This is a genomic window from Photobacterium sp. NCIMB 13483 (genome assembly GCF_003025475.1).
Classification (GTDB): domain Bacteria; phylum Pseudomonadota; class Gammaproteobacteria; order Enterobacterales; family Vibrionaceae; genus Photobacterium; species Photobacterium piscicola.
Map to the genome: position 1 here is coordinate 25,064 of NZ_PYLV01000007.1, position 19,517 is coordinate 44,580.

Consider the following 19,517-nt stretch of genomic DNA (forward strand, 5'->3'; position numbering starts at 1 on the left):
CGTAATGTCATATCCTATCCATTACATTGCTTCAAATTCTTTTTGAAAATTGAGTACTTTCTCTAAGTAGCGTCGAGCTTCTGCTTTGGGGTGTTTATTGGTTAACGCCCAGTAAACTTGATTGGGTTGTAACTGGTTAAGATCCACCATCGCCTGTTTTCTGTCGGTATCAAAGGTTGCCAGTACGCCACCGGTACCACCGTTATAAGCAGAAATCATAGTGTAATGTTTAGTAGTGGGGTGCTGAACTTCTTTTAAGTAACGATTTTTTAAAATATAAAAATACGCTGTTCCAGTATCTATATTATTGGCTGGATTAAATAAGTATTCTTTAGTTGGAATCCCAGGTTTATTTTTTACCAGATTAAATACATCCGCACCTGCCGTTTTAGGAATGACCTGCATTAATCCATAAGCTCCTGCATGGCTCACAGCATAAGGATTAAAGCTACTTTCTGTTTTTACAATAGCGTAGATAAGATCTTCATCAATATCGTAACGCTTAGCGGCTTGACGAATAAGATCGGCATATTGATATTCTCGTTGCTCAAGGTGATCTGCGACCATATTAATTTCAACATAGTATGCTGTACCGCGTTGGAGTTGTTGGGTCTTCAATTTATTTGCAATTAAGTAGTCAGCATATTGACCTGCACGCCAAGGCCATTGAATATTTTGATTTTGATGATCTTTCACTTGGCCTAGCAAAAAAGGTTTACCATTAAGTGGAATGGATTTATCACTAAAGATGTCAACTTGAGATGGATCTGCGGGCATTAATAATGTTTCTTCAATCGCTTTTTTAAGGGTGTGTTGCGGTGCATGTTGAGTTACCGTTGAAACATAAATTTTGCCATTATCAAAATCAATGTGTGCACGGGTACGATAACCATCAAAATATTTCACATAACGGTGTTTACCCGCCTGTAAATAATTATCGTCGCCCCATTGTTTTTTAACTTGGCTTTCAAGGTAGTTCAGTAATGCTTGGCGTTGTGATTCAGTGAGTGCACCGAAATTATTATTGTTGTTATTATTTCCAATATTCGTTGATGGTGCACAATTATAAATACAATCAGGTGTTGGTGATGTTGAACACGACACTGTAAATAAACACGCTACGATTGTAAGCCAAGTTTTTTTCATTATTATCCCTAATTATTATAAATAATAGATCTTCCTTCCAAATATTAATGGTATTTTGTGGTATGAGATCTAAAAATACCATTAATTATAAGATGTTAGTTTACCTAAGCTCTGTATGTATTGGGGGCTAATTTTTTCATGGTGGCGATGAAATTTTTAAATATACGGGGTGTTTATTTTTGATAACTATTGTCTATTGAATTGATAGATAGGGAGTATTGTCTTTAATTCTTTAAGTGCTATAAATTATACCTAACGAATAAACAAGCCACTTACTTCAGTGATAAATTTAATTTATTAGATTTTAAATTTACCCACAAAAATAACGTTACTATATTATTTGATTAGGCTATGTTTATACAAAATATGATGTTTAATGATTATCAGTAATCATACGAAAAATTAGGATAATAATAATGTCAAAGTGCCCATTCAATCATACACAAGCGGTTAATCCTTCAATTAATCCAGGTAATGGTACCTCTCCAAGCGATTGGTGGCCAAATCAGCTTAAATTAGGTTTACTTCACCAACATAATACTAAATCAAACCCAATGGGTGATGATTTCGATTATGCAGCAGCATTTAAAACTCTAAATCTAGAAGCTGTTAAGCAAGATCTTCGTGATTTAATGACTGATTCTCAAGATTGGTGGCCTGCAGACTTTGGTCATTATGGTCCTTTCTTTGTTCGTATGGCTTGGCACAGTGCTGGTACTTACCGTACTTCTGATGGCCGTGGCGGTGCAAGTACTGGTAACCAACGTTTTGCGCCACTAAACAGCTGGCCTGATAACGTTAACCTTGATAAAGCTCGTCGTCTAATTTGGCCTATCAAGCAAAAATACGGCAATAAAATCTCTTGGGCTGACTTAATTATCCTAACGGGTAACGTTGCTCTAGAATCAATGGGCTTTGAAACAATCGGTTTTGCCGGTGGTCGTGTTGATATCTGGGAACCTGAGCTAGACGTTTATTGGGGTAAAGAGAAAACATGGTTAGCTGATGATACTCGTTACGAAAAAGGTGATGCGGTACGTGAGCTAGAAAATCCATTAGCAGCTGTTCAGATGGGTCTTATCTATGTAAACCCAGAAGGTCCAGATGGTAACCCAGATCCACTACTTGCTGCTGATGATATTCGTCAAACATTTGCTCGTATGGCAATGGATGATGAAGAAACTGTTGCATTGATCGCTGGTGGTCACTCATTTGGTAAGACACACGGTGCTGGTGATGCAGCGCACGTTGGTGCAGAACCTGAAGCGGCTGGTATCGAACAACAAGGTTTTGGTTGGGCATCAAGCTACGGTAGTGGTAATGCTGCTGATACAATTTCAAGTGGCCTTGAAGTTACTTGGACAACAACACCAGCAGAATGGAACCATACTGGCTTCTTCCATAGCTTATTTAGCCATGAGTGGGAATTAGAGAAGAGCCCAGCAGGTGCACACCAATGGATTGCTAAAGACGGCCGTGATGAATACCCAGATGCATTCGGCGAAGGTATGCACAAAGGTACAATGCTAACAACAGATATTTCACTACGTGTTGATCCTGTTTATGCTGAAATTTCACGTCGTTTCTATGAGCACCCAGAACAATTCGCTGCAGCATTTGCTCGCGCTTGGTTCAAACTAACTCACCGTGATATGGGTCCTCGTGCTCGTTACTTGGGTTCTGAAATTCCAACACAAGAGTTCATCTGGCAAGATCTGATTCCTGCAGTTGAATATGATGTTGTTAATGATGCAGACATCGCAGCATTAAAAACTGAAATCGAAGAATCTGGCTTATCTGTACACGAGTTAGTATCTACAGCATGGGCATCAGCATCTACATTCCGTGGTTCTGATATGCGTGGTGGTGCTAACGGTGCACGTGTTCGTTTAGCGCCTCAAAAAGATTGGGAAGTGAACGAACCAGCTCAGCTTGATAAAGTATTAACTGTACTTGAAAGCATTAAGGCAAACTTCGCAAAAGAAGTGTCTCTAGCTGACTTAATCGTACTTGCTGGTGGTGTTGGTATTGAAATGGCTGCTAGAAAAGCAGGTAATGATGTATCTGTACCGTTTACACCTGGTCGTGCTGACGCAACACAAGCACAAACTGATGTAGATTCTTTCTCTGTTCTTGAGCCTATCGCTGATGGCTTCCGCAACTTTGAAAAAGCAAAATACACAGTTGTAATGGAAGAATTGCTACTTGACCGCGCACAGTTACTAACCCTAACAGCGCCTGAAATGACAGTACTAATCGGTGGTATGCGTGTTCTTGATACCAACTACCAACGTAGTGAGTTCGGTGTGTTCACTGACCGTAAAGAAACATTAACTAATGATTTCTTTGTAAACTTACTAGATATGGCAACAGTATGGAAACCAACTTCTGTTGACCAAGATATCTTCGCAGGTACTGATCGTAAGACTGGCGAGCAGAAGTGGATGGCAACACGTGTTGACTTAGTATTTGGTTCTAACTCTCAACTACGTGCAATCGCTGAAGTATATGCTTGTGCTGATGCTGAAGATAAGTTCACTAATGACTTTATCAATGCATGGGTTAAAGTAATGAACGCTGACCGTTTTGACCTTAAAAAATAAGGTTACAATTCGGTAGTATCACTACTCAATAATATTTAATGAAGAGGCGCTGATTATCAGCGCCTCTTTTTTTATGAGCGTTATTTGGTCATTGCTTAACTTTCCCGTCATTTTTCTACTATGACGACCAAACTTCCCCCGATATTTCTTGCCTACAATGAATGCGAACCATCCACCGTCATTCCCTACAGTGAATACAAACCACCTGACGTTGCGGTTACGAACGAGATAGGGAATCTACTGTCAGCGCGTTGTAGAGTGACTATTTCCGCTGACATCTTTAATGCCCAGTAGTACAGTAAATATAAATATTCCTGCTATTTTCTATTGTGACGACCAAACTTCCCCCCGACATCCTTGCCTACAATAAATGCGAACCACCCACCGTCATTCCCTACAGTGAATGCCCGCGAGGGCGATAGGGAATCTGCTATTAGCGCGTTGTAGAATTACTATTTTCGCTGACGTTTTTAATGCTCAGTAGCACAGTAAATATAAATATCCCAGCTATTTTATACTGTGACGACCAAACTTCCCCCCGACATCCTTGCCAACAATAAATGCGAACCATCCATCGTCATTCCCTACAGTGAATGCCCGCGAGGGCGATAGGGAATCTACTTTCAGCGTGTTGAAATATTAAATAATATCGATATTGAAGTTTTAGATCTTTTGCATTGTGATGACTATTAGTAGAAAAACCAAAAACCAAAAACCAAAAACCAAAAACTAAAAGGTAAGTGCCCGATTTTGTGATGGTTATCGGGATCAATAACTAAAAATGTATCTGATTTATAATACTTTTTATATTATGAAAAGATAAATATGGGCGCATGTTCAAAGAACAAATTCGGGCAAGTTGTTAATATAATAAGTTGTTAGTTTTTTTACGAGCTCTGTGAACGTGAAAAATTTAAAATCCCCCATTATATCAATGGTTAATGGTGCTATCTCATGAAAATCAAATTGGCTGAAGAAGTTAAGCACTTAACTTTAGAGGAACTTGAAGAGCTATATGAAAGGTACATTTCGGGTGAGAAAAACCAAGAGCTCATGGAAGAATATGGGATAGATGCTCATCCTAATAAATTAGTGTCGTTATTTCCACCTGTTATACATGAATCACTTGAATGTGCATATTGTGCTTTGCCTTTATTTTATAAACGAAAAAGCAAGTCGGGCAGCTCATACTCTATGGAATACTTTTGTATAGAGTGCAATCATAAGGAAGGTCATCATTACAACAGACCACTTGAGTGTAATTGCTTACCGTGTTCTGAGAAAAGAGCTGAAGCCGTTAGAGCAAAACTAGCCGCAGATCTTGAGAAAATTTCTCAAGAGTATAACCTTGATAAAAAGGCTATGCTTAGTTATTTAAAGCTATCGTTTAGTCATAAGTGCTATTTGTTATCCCTGTTTTTAATGCAATCAGAGTCAGATCTTAATCATATTAAGTCGTTGAATAATTCTGGCAGTGCCGTGGATTTATCTCCCACATCTGATTTCGACAATGAAATTATTTTAAAGTTACATCGCGATGGTGCGATTGCTGTGGATCCAAGTTCTCCTTTTTCGGCGTTTGATTCCTCAGACGACTTTAAATCATTCTATTATCGAGATGTACTTTGGGTTGTTAATGTTTCACTAGATGGTTCTAATAGGTTAAGCCTCGGAGAATTATTCAAGTTAGTTTATGTTGAGTTACGCGATGGTATACAGATTGAGTGGGAAGAGGACCTCAAGGAGCTAGTATTTAGGCTAGCTGAAGAAGAAGTTGTAACATATTTAGATGTTTGCCTAGAACAACTTCAATTACCTGAGGCTCCAAAGAAAACAAACGAAGTTATAAAAGAAATCCTTAATGAGTTTTCTGTGTCAGAAATATACTATTTTATAAAGAAAGCAACAGAAAATGCTCACTTATTTTATGCAAAGGGTAAAGCGGAGAGTCGCAAACATGCGGTAAATACGATCCCAAGCAAGATCTTATATTTGGCGACAAGAGCTAGCAATGAAGGGTGGGACGTTTATAAGTATAATCGTACTTATAGTACTGAACGGTCTCAGTTAAACATTGTGTTATTTGATTTTGTCATCGGTGGTGGTGACGATATTGCATTCTATAAGTCTCCAGAAGTTCTTTGGAATAATGAGTTATATAAGATGTTTGATAGTTCTAAATCAACAAAAGAAAGCAGCAAAGACACTAGTTGTGTAATTTGTGGTTCAGTAGATATCATAATTAAAACGGACAAAAACTCTTTAACGCTTCTATGTACCAAATGCGGGGAACAGCAACAGTTTTACGCATCAAAAAACTAACAAAGCCATCAAATCGGACTCCAAACACACGGTATTTTCGCTTCGCTCAAGTATAGCCGTGTGTTTTGCGCCGTTTATGACAGTCGTTATATTCTAAAAAAACATAGAAAAAACATAGAAAAAACATAGGACACCCATAACTTTTGCAATCCATTCTGATGGTGCTCCATGAATGGATTTTAATCAATTGAGCAAAGTATCACTTGTGATCATCAGTAGTTAACGCATCAGGCGGTTTTATTCAATAAAGCATTTAAGAGTGATTTGTAACGCTTACCGTTTTCGCTTCGCTTAAAGTATAGATAAGTGCCGATTCCACTTTAATGCGGCGCTAACCGCCTCTTTGTTACCTGTGCAATATATTGTACATTTCAGTTTTAGTGAGTTAGACTTGTTCAATATTAAGTACAACTCAACAAAGAGGTAATTATGCGTATAGTTTCTTTTACTGAAGCTCGAAATGGTCTTAAATCAGTTCTTGATGGCGTAGTTAATGATGCTGACTGCACTGTTATTACTCGTCGAGATTCTGAAGATGCCGTTGTAATGTCTATGGATTATTATAATAGCCTAATGGAAACGATTTATTTATCTCGTTCTCCAGCTAATGCCGCTCATCTAAACAAATCAATTGCTCAATACAATGCCGGTCAAGTAACGGAAAGAGGTTTACTTGAATGAGTCGAATGTTAGCTTGGACTGACGATGCTTGGAATGATTACTTGTATTGGCAAGGTCAGGATAATAAAACGCTGAAACGCATCAATAGATTAATTACTGATGCGAAGCGTTCTCCCTTCGACGGTATTGGTAAGCCTGAACCATTGAAAGAAAATTTGGCAGGTTTTTGGTCACGTAGAATTGATGACACCAACCGATTAGTGTACGCAGTTAATGATGTACATTTGACAGTAATCTCCTGTCGCTATCATTATTAATTTGAAGCGCAGTTAATAGATAAAGAATATGTGTCACGCAGCTGACACCTATTCAAGTATTGAACAAGTCCGACCCGCTTTAGAAGTAAATATTGCGAATATCATCAAGAGTATCATCAAGGGAATAACTAAGGACAGCCATATCCTTGCACATTAACCATGAGAATAACAAAGGACAGCCATATCCTTGTACATTAACCATGAGTAACTACACTTAAGCTTCAAGTTGCTTATGGTAAAGCCAATGACAATCTCAAGACGGAAATTGATAGAGCCTCAAATTACGCCTTTTTATCATGTAATTAATCGTTGTGTGCGGCGTGCATATTTGTGCGGCGACGACCCGTATAACGGCAAAAACTATCACCATCGTTGTGGTTGGATAGTAAATAAAATCAAACAATTAGCAGCTGTTTTTTGTATTGATGTTTGTGCTTATGCGGTGATGAGTAACCATTATCATTTGGTGCTAAAAATAGATACAGAGCAACAACAAAAGCTAACTCAAGAAGCGGTAATATCGCGTTGGTTACAGTTATTTAATGGTCATCCTATTGCGGTCGATTTCTTAAAAGAAGGGCAAATAGGCGCAGATAAACAACAAGCATTATCAAATTTAGTGGCTGAATGGCAACAACGATTAGGCAGTATTAGCTGGTTTATGCGCTGCCTTAATGAAGAAATCGCCCGCAAAGCCAATAAAGAAGATCAATGTAAAGGGGCGTTTTGGGAAGGACGGTTTAAATCTCAAGCATTACTAGATGAACAAGCGTTATTATCGTGCATGATGTATGTTGATTTAAATCCGATTAGGGCTGGCGTTATACCATCACTCGAACAGTCTGATTTTACTTCAATTCAGCAGCGCATTCGTGAATATCAGCAACTGAAAACTTCTGCTAAACAATCACCATCAAATAAAGGTCACTTTCAATTATTACCCTTTGTTGGTGCTGAACATCAGGAGAAAATACCAGGGATAAATTTTGCTTTTGTCGATTATCTCGAACTTATTGATTGGACTGGCCGTTGTATTCGAAATGATAAAAAAGGTTTTATTGCATCTAGCCAATCAAAGATTTTGCAACAATTGGGAATAACGCCTGATGCTTGGCTTGAGCATAGTGAACAATTTATGGAACATTATGCCAATGTAAGCGGCAAATGGTCCCGAATGTGTGCTTTCAAACAACATGCAGGTGGGCATTGGTGCAAAGGAAAATCAGCGAGTCACCAGTTGCACCCTAAATAGATATAGTTTCTTATAATCAGATAAAAATACTACAATAACCGTCAGGATTGTGGGTTTTATTGATCCTGAAATATGGAAACAGCATTGATTTAACAAAGAATATAAATAACAAGCCGTAATTTTTATAGTAAAAGAGTTTGTTGTTGATGGAATAGTTTATTTTTTAGGGGCTCTATTTTATAACAAAATATTTGGCTGTCCAACGTTGTGCCAACGTTGTGCCAAAGTTGTGTTGTTAAGTTGTCGAGTCTTTGTTTCATTATGGTGGCAGTGTGATAAATAAATCTAAATTTACATCTCTAGCATTTACGACAACTAGACTTGAGGTTGTAAATGTTGATTTTTATTCGATGTCAGAATTAATGAAATCAATCTTATTATCAGAGATTATTAGTTTACTTTCTGCTTCGGTTGTCGAATCGTTACCACCGTATTTTCATGAAATTAATACTACATCAGAAGCCGAAACTTGGCTTATGAGAATGTTATCAGAAAGTCATTTATGCTCAGTTAAGCATAAAGGTTGTGATTCGATTATTGGCTTTGTTTTCCTTTCTGAATCAGATGTTGCTACCGCCCATTTAGGTTATTTATTAGCTGAATCTCATTGGCATCAAGGTTACGGTAGTGAATTACTGATTGGTTTGCTTCAATATTGTCGTGATAACCAATGGGTTGAAAAACTGATTGGCGGTGTAGATGTGAAAAATGAGGCTTCGAAAAAATTACTTCAAAAAGCGGGTTTTGTCGCAATGGAAGGGAATAATCAGAGCGTTATTTTTTATGAATATAATCTATGTGGATAACCTCATCCTTGAGGTTGTTTTTATTTTCAGGCGCGAATCTTAATATTTTTTGTTTCTATATCGACGGACAAATAATTTATTTATCCTTGAGCCCTAATCGATTAGCAAGTCGATGTAAATTACTGCAATCAACTTGTAGTGCTGATGCTGATTTTGACCAATTTCCTTTTTGTTGTGCCAGTGTTTTCTTTATATATTGATATTGAAAAATCTCAGTAGCTTCACGCAGTGATAAATGTGTTTTATTATCTTTAATATTTTCTTCAATTGGCACGTTAGTTAAAGGTTGAGCTGTCTCATTATTCACTAAAATATTGTTAGCATGTATGCAGATATCTTTATTACATTGTTCAAATTTAGCCACTAATGCTGCTCGATATAAGCTATTTTCTAATTCACGTATGTTGCCAGGCCAGCTATAGCTTTCTAATAAATGAATACAGTGAGGCGTCAAATATAATTTATAAAGAACTAATTCATGCTTAATTTTTTCTAAAATATATTCGGCGATAGGTAAAATATCAGTCATTCTTTCGCGTAATGTTGGCACTATTATTGGATAAACATTTAGGCGGTGATAGAGATCTTCTCTAAAAGTATGGTTATCAATTGCTTTGATTAAATCAACATTAGTTGCTGCAATAATACGGACATCGACATGGGATACGGTATCAGCCCCTATCCGTTGAATATCACCATATTGTAGTACTCGTAATAATTTTGCTTGTAATCTTAGTGATAAATCGCCAATTTCATCTAAAAATAAAGTCCCTTTATTGGCGAGTTCAAATTTTCCAATTCTGTTATTTATTGCACCAGTAAATGCCCCTTTTATATGTCCAAAAAGTTCACTTTCTGCGATATTTTCAGGTAAGGCTGCACAATTGAGATATACCATATTTGATAAAAAGCGATTTGATTTTTGATGGATAGCTTCGGCAACTAATTCTTTTCCAACGCCAGTTTCGCCTTGAATTAAAACATTTAATTCACTGTTAGAGACTATTTCTATATCTTGTTTTAGCTTTTTTGCTGCCGCTGAAAATCCTATTATTTCCCGTTTTGAATGTTTAACTATATGATTTTTATTAACAATATTAGACATACCTAGGTTTTATTTCCTCATTTACCCATAACATGTATTTATAATGTCATTATAACCATGTTGGTGTCATTAGTACTATGAGCTGTTTGGTCTTTATGACTGTTTATTGATATAAATTGCATTTAAATCATAATGTTAATTGTTGGCATGGCTTATGCCTATAAGTGGTTACTTTGATTTTAGAGGACACCATTTTGAGCAGATTAAAGGCCAGTGTAATAGTATTATTCGCTATTTGTTTTATCTCTTTTGCTGTTTTATTAAGTTTAGGAAGCGAAATATATCAAGAAGCACCTCCGATTCCGTCAAAAGTCGTAACGACATCAGGTAAGGTAATTTTCACTAAAAAAGATATAGAGCAGGGTGAGTTAGTCTGGCGCTCTATGGGTGGGCATGAATTAGGATCTGTTTGGGGGCATGGCTCATATGTGGCTCCCGATTGGATTGCGGATTGGCTTCACCGTGAGAATCAAGCATGGCTTAACATCTTAGCGAAACAACAGTTTGGGCAATTATATGCGACGTTAGCAAATCCTAAGCAAGCGTTTTTACAGCAGCAAATAAGAGACGAGATTAGGCAGAATAGCTTTAATCCAACAACAAAAGTGATCACCATATCGAACGATCGTGGGCTGGCTATTGATGAAGTTATTGCTCATAACATCAAACTTTTTGGTAATGATAAAAGCTTAGATAAGCTTCGCCAAGATTATGCAATGAAAAATAACACCATTCCATCGCGTGAACATCGTGAAGAACTTAATGCTTTTTTATTCTGGGGAGCTTGGGCTGCGGTAACAAATCGCCCTAATGAAAACTACAGTTATACTAATAATTGGCCGTATGATCCTAGTATAGGCAATATACCCACTTCTGATAATATCGTGTGGTCAGTGTTAAGTCTTGTTGTACTTTTAATGGGGATTGGTGGCCTTGCGTGGTATTAAGCAGCGCTACGTCATGACCCGCTTCCTGCTATTCCATCGCAAGATCCATTAATTAATATCAAGCCTACACCGTCTCAAAAGGCTGTTGGTAAATATTTTATTACGGCGATTGCATTATTTTTACTACAAATAGTATTAGGTGGAATTACCGCGCACTATTCTGTTGAAGGCCAAGACTTTTATGGTATCCCGTTAGCTAAAATATTGCCGTATTCTTTAACTCGAACGTGGCATACACAATTGGCTGTTTTTTGGATCGCAACAATATGGCTAGGCACTGGCCTTTATATTGCGACATCACTATCAAAACATGAGCCTAAATATCAGCGATTAGGTGTGAACGTGTTATGGGTTGTGTTGGTCTTTATTGTTTTCGGTTCGATGGCTGGAGAATGGTTCGCTATTCAACAATACTTCAATTTAGATACCAGTTTCTTAATTGGTCATCAGGGAATGGAGTATATTGATCTGGGCCGTGTATGGCAGATATTGCTATTTATTGGTTTGTTAGTTTGGTTAGCGTTAGTCACCGCCGCTATTTATCCTAGTTTGGTTAAAAACAGCAATGATCGTCCGGTTATTTTAGTACTCTATTCATCTTGTGTAGCAATTGGCCTATTTTATGGCGCAGGGCTATTACAGGGTAAACATACTAATTTAGCTATGGCTGAGTATTGGCGTTGGTGGGTGGTTCACCTATGGGTTGAAGGGTTCTTTGAGACCTTTGCTACATCTGTGATTGCACTTATGTTTGTACGTCTTGGTTTAGTTAGAGCGAAAACTGCAAATAGTGCTGTGGTCTTTACCACTATCATTTTCTTAACGGGTGGCTTATTAGGTACATTGCACCATCTTTATTTTGCAGGCACACCAACATCCATTGTTGCATGGGGTGCTATCTTCTCTGCTTTAGAGGTTGTGCCGTTAGCTCTGATCGGATTTGAAGCGGTTGAGAGCTATCGTTATTTAAAAACAACACCTTGGATACACAACTATCATTGGGCAATTATGTTTTTTGTTGCCACTGCGTTCTGGAATTTAGTGGGGGCAGGGATCTTAGGCTTTTTAATTAATCCACCGATTTCACTTTATTATATTCAAGGTCTTAATACGACAGCAGCTCATGCGCATGGTTCTTTCATGGGGGTATATGGCATGCTGGGTATCGGCTTAATGCTTATTTGTTTACGTGGTATAAGTAGTAAGCGAAAACTGTGGAGTGAAAAACTTTTAAAATATGTATTCTGGACACTGAATTTAGGATTAGGTGCGATGTTGGTCTTTTCGTTGTTACCCGTCGGTATTGTGCAATTCTTTGCTGTTATTAATCATGGTTATTGGTATGCGCGTAGCCCTGAGGTAATACACAGTGAATTAGTTCAACATTTAGTATGGACTAGAATGCCTGGCGATCTTTTATTTAGTCTAGGGGGCATTATATTAGCACTATTTTTAGTTAAGTTAATATTTCAAAATAAAGTTGCCGATGTAAGATAATATTTTGATTTAAAGTGATATTTAAATAGTTATTATCGAGAGGTATTATAATTTAATACCTCTTTTTTAGCATGTTTACTATATAAATTTAAATGGAATAAAAATAAATGATAGCAAAAATGATTGTACTCATATTTTACAATATTAAAGATGTGTTTTTTATTGGTGGTGATCAATAATTGTTGCTATTTTTTGCTTTAAAATTGGCAGGATAGTGGATTCAAATGCGGGATTTTTATAAAGCCAAATATTGTTTCTTGGGCTCGGATGAGGAATGACAAAAATATTATTATCACGGTTTTTTTGATTGAATACTTCGGTAGTAACCGCCGTTTTCTTACCTAAATAATAATCTATCGCATATTTACCTAATAAAATAACCAGTTCAACATTATTTAATTTTGGTAATAAAACCGGATGCCATGTTGCTCTGCATTCTGGGCGGGGAGGCTTGTCACCTTTTCGCTTACCATCCACGATAATAACTCCCGGATAACAGAACCCGATAGGAATAATATTAAAGATGTTTTTATCATAAAAATCGTCATTATTGACCCCTAACCATGAGCGTAATCTTTCTCCACTCATGTCATCAAATAATGTATTTTTAAAATGTGCTTTTTCTCCGGGGGCTTGCCCTAATATTAATATCTTAGCTTTATAACCAACTTGTAATAATGGGTTTGGCGGATAAGGCAATTTACCTTTGCAAATTTCACATTGACGTATATTAATCAGGAGTTTATCGAGTTCCATAACTTAATCCTTAAAGAAATTGAATGATGATAAAATACTATCATAATTTATTACTATGATAATACTTTAAAATTAAAATATGATTATACAAGAACAATTTAATTGAATTTCTGTGTAATTATAAAAATAGGTGAATTAATGAAAAATCTTACACTTTATACAATTGGCTCTCCTAATGGGATAAAAATACCTATTTTACTTGAAGAGCTAAAACTAGATTATACTTTGGTTAATATAGATATTACTAAAAACGAACAATTTTCGGCTGCGTTTTCAGCTGTAAATCCCCGACATAAAATACCGGTATTAATAGATAAAGAATATCCTAATGGAGAATCGAATGTTATTGCAGAATCGTGTTCAATTTTATTGTATTTGGCTGATAAGTATAATGATTTTATTTCTAACGATATAATAAGTAGAACAAAAACAATAGAGTGGCTTTTTTATCAAGCAAGTACAGAAGGCACTGTTTTTGGTGCTTATGGGCATTTTTCTACTTATCATAATGATAAAATTATTGATCCTTATCCACGTGAACGATATTTAAAAGAAACTATTATTGTTCTTAATTATATAAATAGTGAACTTAATAATAAATTATTTCTTGTTGATAATAAATATTCTATAGCAGATATTGCAATGTTTCCGTGGATTATTTGGATCATTAATTTCTATAATATTGAAGACGTCATTGATATGAGTATTTATTCAAATATTACTGATTGGGTTGCCCGATGTTGTGCGAGACCAGAAACAATAAAGGGATTGGATACTTATCATTATTTAAATATTAAAAATAACCAATAATTATTTAAGGACAACAAAAAAATTGAGGAGATTTATATTAAAACCTCCTCAATTTTCAAGTGATAAGTGGTAGCTGTTTTTGTTAGTAATTATTGTTATGTTTTTAATGTGTGCAACAAATAGAAAAAATATAGTCGCTTATATCTAATGGTGATTTTTTATTAATAAAATTAACATCTTGGCAGATAAATGCATAATCACCATTATCAATATCAACACGGTTTAATGTGATCGCTTCAGCTAAGAATTCGGGTAATTTGGCATCAATTAAGCGTTTTTTATAATCCTTATCAGAATAAAGTGTATATTTGATTTGTTTATGACAATTGGCATTCATTAAATCTACAATATTCTGCATAGAATACGCAGCGGAGCCAGTAAAGGTGTAGATTCTATCTTGTAGATTTACATTAATAGCAATTTGAGCTAAGCCTTTTGCAACATCTTGTCGAGAAATAAAACTTATTTTACCTGTGTTTGAGTTATCAATAAAAACTTGATTGTCCAATGCATTGATTATTTCTGTTTTAATGTTTTCCATATACCAACAACTACGTACAATAGTATGGCTTATACCTGATGCTTTTAAATAGCTCTCTGTATCAATATGTTGGCGTGTAAATGAAAATTTGGAATGAGGGTCAGTAACAGTAATAAAACTTAAATAGATAATATGTTTAATGTTTTCTTGTTTAGCCGCATCAATTAAATTTCGATGTTGTTGTATTCTATGTTCGGTTTCAGTGTTACCTGAAATAAAGATGATAGTATCAATATTTTTAAATGCGTTTCTCATTACGCTGAGATTGTCATAGTCAATATATTCTAGATTACAATGATGGCCATTGTATTGATTAATATTACGAACACCAGCAACAAACTCAGCTTTGTTATTTAGTAACTCTTTGATGACTAATTGACCAAGATTACCAGTCGCACCTGTAATTAAAATCATAAGTAGTTCTCCTTATTCAGTTTTTTATTCTCATATTTTAATGTATATATTCTATATAAATTAATGCCTACACAGATGAAGTTCATAGCAAATACAGGCCATGATTGTATGATTAAACCGTATATAGCGTATAAGCTACAGCCTAATAAATTTACATATCTGAGTAATTTTATATTCTTCATCAATAACGATAATATAATGAATGCTGACGCTATATATCCTAAAAATGTAACTTCCATAAATAATCCTTTACATTACTTTTAGGTGGATATTTTTATTAAATTAATAAGATGTATGTAATATGAACCTTTGCTGTTTATTATGCAATAACGATGAAACTAAAAGACTTTTGCATATAACGCAAAAGTGAACGGGTAGGCATATTTATTAATTTTATACACTTAGTGAACATTTTTAATATTAACTCATCATCAATAGGTGCCACATACTAAGGTGGGTTTTATAAACAAAACTCATTACATTTGGTTACATTTGAGAGGTTTTCATTTACTGTATTTACTGCTCAAATACAGTTTCATTCTTTATTGAGGTATCAAAACACATATGGACGACCCCTCGAGTTGTTCTTTAATTCCTAACTCCTTTTCTATGGAGTTTGTTCAATGCTAGAGTTATTCCTTCAACCTGAAGCGTTAATGATCTTTGCGACCCTATTTGCACTTGAAGTGGTTTTAGGTGTCGATAATATCGTATTCATCTCTGTACTTTGTGAACGTCTACCTGTACATCAACGTAAAATGGCCCGTAATCTTGGTATTGCATTAGCTGTTGCTGCGCGTATTGGTTTAGTGTTCTCTATTAGCTGGGTAATGTCGTTAACCCAACCATTAGTCAATGTGCTGAATTATGATTTTTCTGGACGTGATTTAATCATGATTGGTGGTGGTGCTTTCTTATTAGCGAAAAGCTTAAAAGAATTGTGGATGTGCTTTAGTCATGCTCACCAGCAACAAGCAAGCACAGTCAGAGCCGGTATAGCATTAGTGTTATTGCAGATTGTCGCGGTTGATGCGGTTTTCTCAATGGACTCTGTGATCACTGCGGTGGGTTTAACCAGTGAAGTTCCACTGATGGTTGCCGCTATTTTAGCGTCAGCAGTTATTATGGTGCTATGTGCTGAGAAAATTAACGATTATGTGATGCGCTATCCGGGATTAAAAACATTAGCACTGCTGTTCTTGGTTATGCTTGGCGGTATGTTAATGGCGGAAGGTTTTGCTATTCACTTGAACAAAGGATATGTGTATTTTGCGATGGCCTTTGGTTTAATTATCGAAACTTGTCATATTTTGCTTAAAAAACAGAATAAAAAAATAATTAAACGAATATATCCTCAACCTTGTGGTTGGGCGGTAAAAGCCAAATAAGCCTCAAATAAAAACGCAGAGCTAGAAGCTCTGCGTTTTTTATTGTCTTTTTTATTTCTTTCTTTTAAACATTAACTAAAGCGTTTACGTTCCACAAAGAAATGCAGTAGTGCCATGCCGCCATGACCAATTAAATAAGCTTCAATTAGCCCTGTTAATGATTTATGTATTTCACGTGCTTCGTTGGCATAAGGAGAGTGGTTTAACCATAATACTAACCAAACTAATGCTGCCGTTTCAATTAGGATTAATGCACCAATACCTAAACCTTGAATAATATTACCTAAGCCTTTTTCACGAGGTTCAGGTAACTTTCCTTTCATTATCTGCTTTATATCATCTTTTAAAACAGCATTATCACCGAAAAGATACGGGAAAAATTGTCTAAATGATTGTTTAGTTAGCATGAAAATAATCATACCAATGGTAGCAAGTACGGTTAATGAGCCAAGAATAATATGCAACCACAAGAAAATAGTATTAGACATGCCTACTTTTACGGCACCAGCATGCGTCATATGTACTAAATTACTGTTTAATATTTGAAGAATAATTAATCCAGCAAGCGTGGTATGCAGATGACGCAAACCAACGTTAGGAAAGTAGTGGGTAATATAACGCCAAAAAGAACGTAAAAGGGGCATAGCGTCTCCAAATAACAATATTGATAGTATAAATAATACAAACGGAATTTTTATAAATTTAGCATAAGCTGTAAAATTGTATACGTAATAAATTACTGTCATAACGAAAAATAATTATTCATTAATAATGATAAGGGTGTCTATTTGTCTGTGAATATTAAATAATTACTCTAGGTTTTGTTAATATTGTTTTTATATATGGAGATTCCCGTGAGCCAATCCTTAGTCGTACCGACATTATCACAGATACATGTTTATCCAGTAAAATCGACAGCAGCATTAACACAATCTCACGCTTGGGTAGAAAAGCAGGGGTTAGCCTTTGATCGTCGTTTTATGGTAGCGAGTGACGAAGGTGCGATGATCACTGCCCGTAAATATCCACAAATGGTAAAAATCACTGCAACACTAACGATGACAGGATTAGTGCTGCAACACCCAAATAAAACCGATTTAGTTTTACAGTATGCTGATTTTACAATGGTTGATGCATCTGCAATCGTGTGGAATGATAATTTTAGTGCTTACACAACAACGATGATCGCGAATCAATGGTTCAGCGATATTATTGGTCATTCGGTGCAGTTACTTTTTTGTGGTCAACAATCTAATCGAGTACGCTCAAAAATTGGTCATAATGTTAGTTTTGCCGATGGCTATCCATTATTGGTCATCAGTGAGGCCTCATTGGCTGCGTTAAATGAACGTAGTCGTGACCATCACACCATGGCGCAGTTTAGAACTAATTTAGTGGTGTCTAATACTGATGCCTTTGCTGAAGATGAATGGAAACGGATCCGCATTGGTGAGGTTGAGTTTGAAATTGTTAAACCTTGTGCGCGGTGTATTCTAACAACTGTAGATCCACTAACTGGCGAGTTTAATGCGCTAAAAGAGCCATTAAAAACCATGGCGACGTTTCGCGCTGATGCGGCAGGAGATGTCTTTTTTGGACAAAATTTAGTGGCTTTAAATGAAGGTATGATTCGCGCAGGGGATGTCATTGAAGTTTTAGAAACGCAACCCAAACAAGTTTATGTTGATAATGCTGAAACTAAGTTATTACTTACTTGCGTTGAACGAGAAGACATTGCCGCTGATTTTACAACGTTTTGGTTTGAGTCTCATCAGCAATTATCGTTACCGCCTTATTTACCAGGGCAGCATTTGCCGTTACAACTTGAGATTAATGGTGAGTTTATTACTCGCTACTATACGTTATCTTCCAGTCCGTCTCGCCCTGGGCGTTATGCTATTTCAGTAAAACGAATTGATGATGGCCGAATATCTAATTGGTTACATCAGTATTTTCAAGTGGGGGATGTACTTGCTGCTGATAAACCAGGTGGTGATTTCCACTTAGGGATTCATACTGATAAGTTATTATTATTGTCTGCGGGAAGTGGTATTACGCCGATGTTATCTATGCTGCGGTATTTATCTGATAACGATAATATTCGTGATGTTGTGTTTTATCATCAATGCAGCACTGAAGCGGATATTCCCTCGCTACAAGAATTACATCAACTTGAAAAGATGCACCCATCACTTGATTTACGGATTGTGCTTAGTCAGCCACGCCGAGATTGGCAAGGTGAGTCAGGGCGACTAAGTCTGAGTCATTTAGCCATGATCAGCGATTTAGATCAGCGCCAAGTGTTTGTGTGTGGCCCCAATGCCTTTATGGATACGGCTAAAAAGTTATTATTGAAAATGGGCGTATCTCCTGCGCGTTATCATCAAGAAGCTTTTGGTCCTTTAGGTGGATCATCAACACCAAAACAAGCTGTAAAGCTTAATATTGATGGTCATATTTTTAGGGGTAATAATCAGCAAACGTTATTAGAACAAGCAGAGACAGCGGGTGTTGAAATTAATTATAGCTGTCGTGCTGGTTTTTGTGGCGCGTGTAAAGTAACTTTAACTTCGGGGCAGGTTGAACAGCCTGATGTCCCTGCGTTATTACCGCAAGAAAGGCAGCAAGGTAAAATATTAGCGTGTTGTTGTATCCCTAAAACAGATCTTAAAATAACAAAATAAGTATTTATCTTGAAAAAAGAGCATTGATATTATTGTCATTGCTCTTTTATTTTACTGTTTAATAAATTGTTATTTAAAATTAAAAAAATAGATGTTTTATTGGTGATGATATTTAAAAATAAATAGCACTAAACAGTAAATAATGAATATTTCAGTAATTGATCTAAAACAATAAAACCATAAGTTAAATTTAGCTGCTTTATTTGTTAATTATTAATGGTGATTATTATCTTTATGATATTAAAAGGATATATTTTAAATTTTGGTATAAAATAATGTTTAATCGAATTCCTCAATTAAAGCATCCG

Annotated in this window: 16 protein-coding genes; 11 read left to right on the plus strand and 5 right to left on the minus strand. The window is 36.0% G+C overall.

Going from position 1 to position 19,517, the window contains the following annotated elements:
* Positions 1-21: 21 nt before the first annotated feature.
* Positions 22-1,146, minus strand: a complete 1,125-nt coding sequence (gene mltC, locus C9I86_RS07805) for a membrane-bound lytic murein transglycosylase MltC (protein ID WP_107276065.1) — start codon at positions 1,144-1,146, stop codon at positions 22-24.
* 416 nt (positions 1,147-1,562) lie between these two features.
* On the opposite strand from mltC, the gene katG reads away from it, so the two are divergent.
* The 6 genes from katG to C9I86_RS07835 all read left to right on the plus strand — a co-directional run bounded on the left by katG (position 1,563) and on the right by C9I86_RS07835 (position 9,067).
* Positions 1,563-3,749 carry a catalase/peroxidase HPI gene (katG, locus tag C9I86_RS07810; RefSeq protein WP_107276066.1) on the plus strand — a complete coding sequence of 729 codons (2,187 nt, stop codon included), beginning with the start codon at positions 1,563-1,565 and terminating at the stop codon, positions 3,747-3,749.
* Between the two features lie 954 nt (positions 3,750-4,703).
* The gene (locus tag C9I86_RS07815) at positions 4,704-6,071 is read left to right on the plus strand and encodes a hypothetical protein (RefSeq protein WP_045028351.1); all 1,368 of its coding nucleotides are present in this window, start codon (positions 4,704-4,706) and stop codon (positions 6,069-6,071) included.
* Positions 6,072-6,500: 429 nt separating this feature from the next.
* The gene (locus tag C9I86_RS07820; protein ID WP_101768858.1) at positions 6,501-6,752 is read left to right on the plus strand and encodes a type II toxin-antitoxin system Phd/YefM family antitoxin; all 252 of its coding nucleotides are present in this window, start codon (positions 6,501-6,503) and stop codon (positions 6,750-6,752) included.
* Entirely contained in the window at positions 6,749-7,009 is a 261-nt protein-coding gene (locus tag C9I86_RS07825) for a Txe/YoeB family addiction module toxin (RefSeq protein ID WP_107276067.1), read from the plus strand. Before C9I86_RS07820 ends, C9I86_RS07825 begins: the two co-directional genes overlap by 4 nt.
* A 244-nt stretch (positions 7,010-7,253) precedes the next feature.
* Positions 7,254-8,261: a transposase gene (locus tag C9I86_RS07830; protein ID WP_107276068.1), complete on the plus strand. Its 1,008-nt coding sequence runs from the start codon at positions 7,254-7,256 to the stop codon at positions 8,259-8,261.
* A 272-nt stretch (positions 8,262-8,533) separates the two neighbouring features.
* On the plus strand, positions 8,534-9,067 hold the full coding sequence (locus C9I86_RS07835) for a GNAT family N-acetyltransferase (protein ID WP_107276069.1): 534 nt from the start codon (positions 8,534-8,536) through the stop codon (positions 9,065-9,067).
* A gap of 76 nt (positions 9,068-9,143) precedes the next feature.
* Here C9I86_RS07835 and C9I86_RS07840 read toward each other — a convergent pair whose 3' ends face one another.
* Complete coding sequence (locus tag C9I86_RS07840) at positions 9,144-10,172, minus strand: sigma 54-interacting transcriptional regulator (RefSeq protein WP_107276070.1); 1,029 nt, start codon at positions 10,170-10,172, stop codon at positions 9,144-9,146.
* A gap of 194 nt (positions 10,173-10,366) precedes the next feature.
* Here C9I86_RS07840 and C9I86_RS20150 point away from each other — a divergent pair, with 194 nt between their 5' ends.
* Both C9I86_RS20150 and C9I86_RS07845 read left to right on the plus strand, forming a co-directional pair.
* The gene (locus C9I86_RS20150) at positions 10,367-11,119 is read left to right on the plus strand and encodes a hypothetical protein (RefSeq protein WP_199190759.1); all 753 of its coding nucleotides are present in this window, start codon (positions 10,367-10,369) and stop codon (positions 11,117-11,119) included.
* A 57-nt stretch (positions 11,120-11,176) separates the two neighbouring features.
* Positions 11,177-12,616 carry a cbb3-type cytochrome c oxidase subunit I gene (locus C9I86_RS07845; RefSeq protein ID WP_255418373.1) on the plus strand — a complete coding sequence of 480 codons (1,440 nt, stop codon included), beginning with the start codon at positions 11,177-11,179 and terminating at the stop codon, positions 12,614-12,616.
* A gap of 159 nt (positions 12,617-12,775) precedes the next feature.
* Here the strand turns inward: C9I86_RS07845 and C9I86_RS07850 are convergent, their stop codons facing one another.
* Positions 12,776-13,372 carry a uracil-DNA glycosylase family protein gene (locus C9I86_RS07850; RefSeq protein ID WP_107276071.1) on the minus strand — a complete coding sequence of 199 codons (597 nt, stop codon included), beginning with the start codon at positions 13,370-13,372 and terminating at the stop codon, positions 12,776-12,778.
* Positions 13,373-13,510: 138 nt separating this feature from the next.
* Here C9I86_RS07850 and C9I86_RS07855 point away from each other — a divergent pair, with 138 nt between their 5' ends.
* Positions 13,511-14,182 (plus strand): glutathione S-transferase N-terminal domain-containing protein, encoded by a 672-nt coding sequence (locus C9I86_RS07855; RefSeq protein WP_107276072.1) that lies wholly within the window; start codon positions 13,511-13,513, stop codon positions 14,180-14,182.
* Between the two features lie 103 nt (positions 14,183-14,285).
* Here C9I86_RS07855 and C9I86_RS07860 read toward each other — a convergent pair whose 3' ends face one another.
* The gene (locus C9I86_RS07860) at positions 14,286-15,137 is read right to left on the minus strand and encodes an NAD(P)H-binding protein (protein WP_107276073.1); all 852 of its coding nucleotides are present in this window, start codon (positions 15,135-15,137) and stop codon (positions 14,286-14,288) included.
* A 623-nt stretch (positions 15,138-15,760) separates the two neighbouring features.
* On the opposite strand from C9I86_RS07860, the gene C9I86_RS07870 reads away from it, so the two are divergent.
* The gene (locus C9I86_RS07870) at positions 15,761-16,525 is read left to right on the plus strand and encodes a TerC family protein (RefSeq protein WP_045035459.1); all 765 of its coding nucleotides are present in this window, start codon (positions 15,761-15,763) and stop codon (positions 16,523-16,525) included.
* A 71-nt stretch (positions 16,526-16,596) separates the two neighbouring features.
* Here the strand turns inward: C9I86_RS07870 and C9I86_RS07875 are convergent, their stop codons facing one another.
* Complete coding sequence (locus C9I86_RS07875) at positions 16,597-17,169, minus strand: cytochrome b/b6 domain-containing protein (RefSeq protein ID WP_107276074.1); 573 nt, start codon at positions 17,167-17,169, stop codon at positions 16,597-16,599.
* Between the two features lie 198 nt (positions 17,170-17,367).
* Between C9I86_RS07875 and C9I86_RS07880 the strand changes: the two genes are divergently transcribed.
* Positions 17,368-19,209, plus strand: coding sequence for a hybrid-cluster NAD(P)-dependent oxidoreductase (locus C9I86_RS07880; RefSeq protein ID WP_107276075.1), 1,842 nt, complete (start codon positions 17,368-17,370; stop codon positions 19,207-19,209).
* Positions 19,210-19,517 lie beyond the last annotated feature (308 nt).

Coding starts and splice junctions, on each gene's coding strand:
- mltC (WP_107276065.1), bottom strand. CDS start 1,146: ATGAAAAAAACTTGGCTTACAATCGTAGCGTGTTTATTTACAGTGTCG.
- katG (WP_107276066.1), top strand. CDS start 1,563: ATGTCAAAGTGCCCATTCAATCATACACAAGCGGTTAATCCTTCAATT.
- C9I86_RS07815 (WP_045028351.1), top strand. CDS start 4,704: ATGAAAATCAAATTGGCTGAAGAAGTTAAGCACTTAACTTTAGAGGAA.
- C9I86_RS07820 (WP_101768858.1), top strand. CDS start 6,501: ATGCGTATAGTTTCTTTTACTGAAGCTCGAAATGGTCTTAAATCAGTT.
- C9I86_RS07825 (WP_107276067.1), top strand. CDS start 6,749: ATGAGTCGAATGTTAGCTTGGACTGACGATGCTTGGAATGATTACTTG.
- C9I86_RS07830 (WP_107276068.1), top strand. CDS start 7,254: ATGACAATCTCAAGACGGAAATTGATAGAGCCTCAAATTACGCCTTTT.
- C9I86_RS07840 (WP_107276070.1), bottom strand. CDS start 10,172: ATGTCTAATATTGTTAATAAAAATCATATAGTTAAACATTCAAAACGG.
- C9I86_RS07850 (WP_107276071.1), bottom strand. CDS start 13,372: ATGGAACTCGATAAACTCCTGATTAATATACGTCAATGTGAAATTTGC.
- C9I86_RS07855 (WP_107276072.1), top strand. CDS start 13,511: ATGAAAAATCTTACACTTTATACAATTGGCTCTCCTAATGGGATAAAA.
- C9I86_RS07860 (WP_107276073.1), bottom strand. CDS start 15,137: ATGATTTTAATTACAGGTGCGACTGGTAATCTTGGTCAATTAGTCATC.
- C9I86_RS07870 (WP_045035459.1), top strand. CDS start 15,761: ATGCTAGAGTTATTCCTTCAACCTGAAGCGTTAATGATCTTTGCGACC.
- C9I86_RS07875 (WP_107276074.1), bottom strand. CDS start 17,169: ATGCCCCTTTTACGTTCTTTTTGGCGTTATATTACCCACTACTTTCCT.
- C9I86_RS07880 (WP_107276075.1), top strand. CDS start 17,368: ATGGAGATTCCCGTGAGCCAATCCTTAGTCGTACCGACATTATCACAG.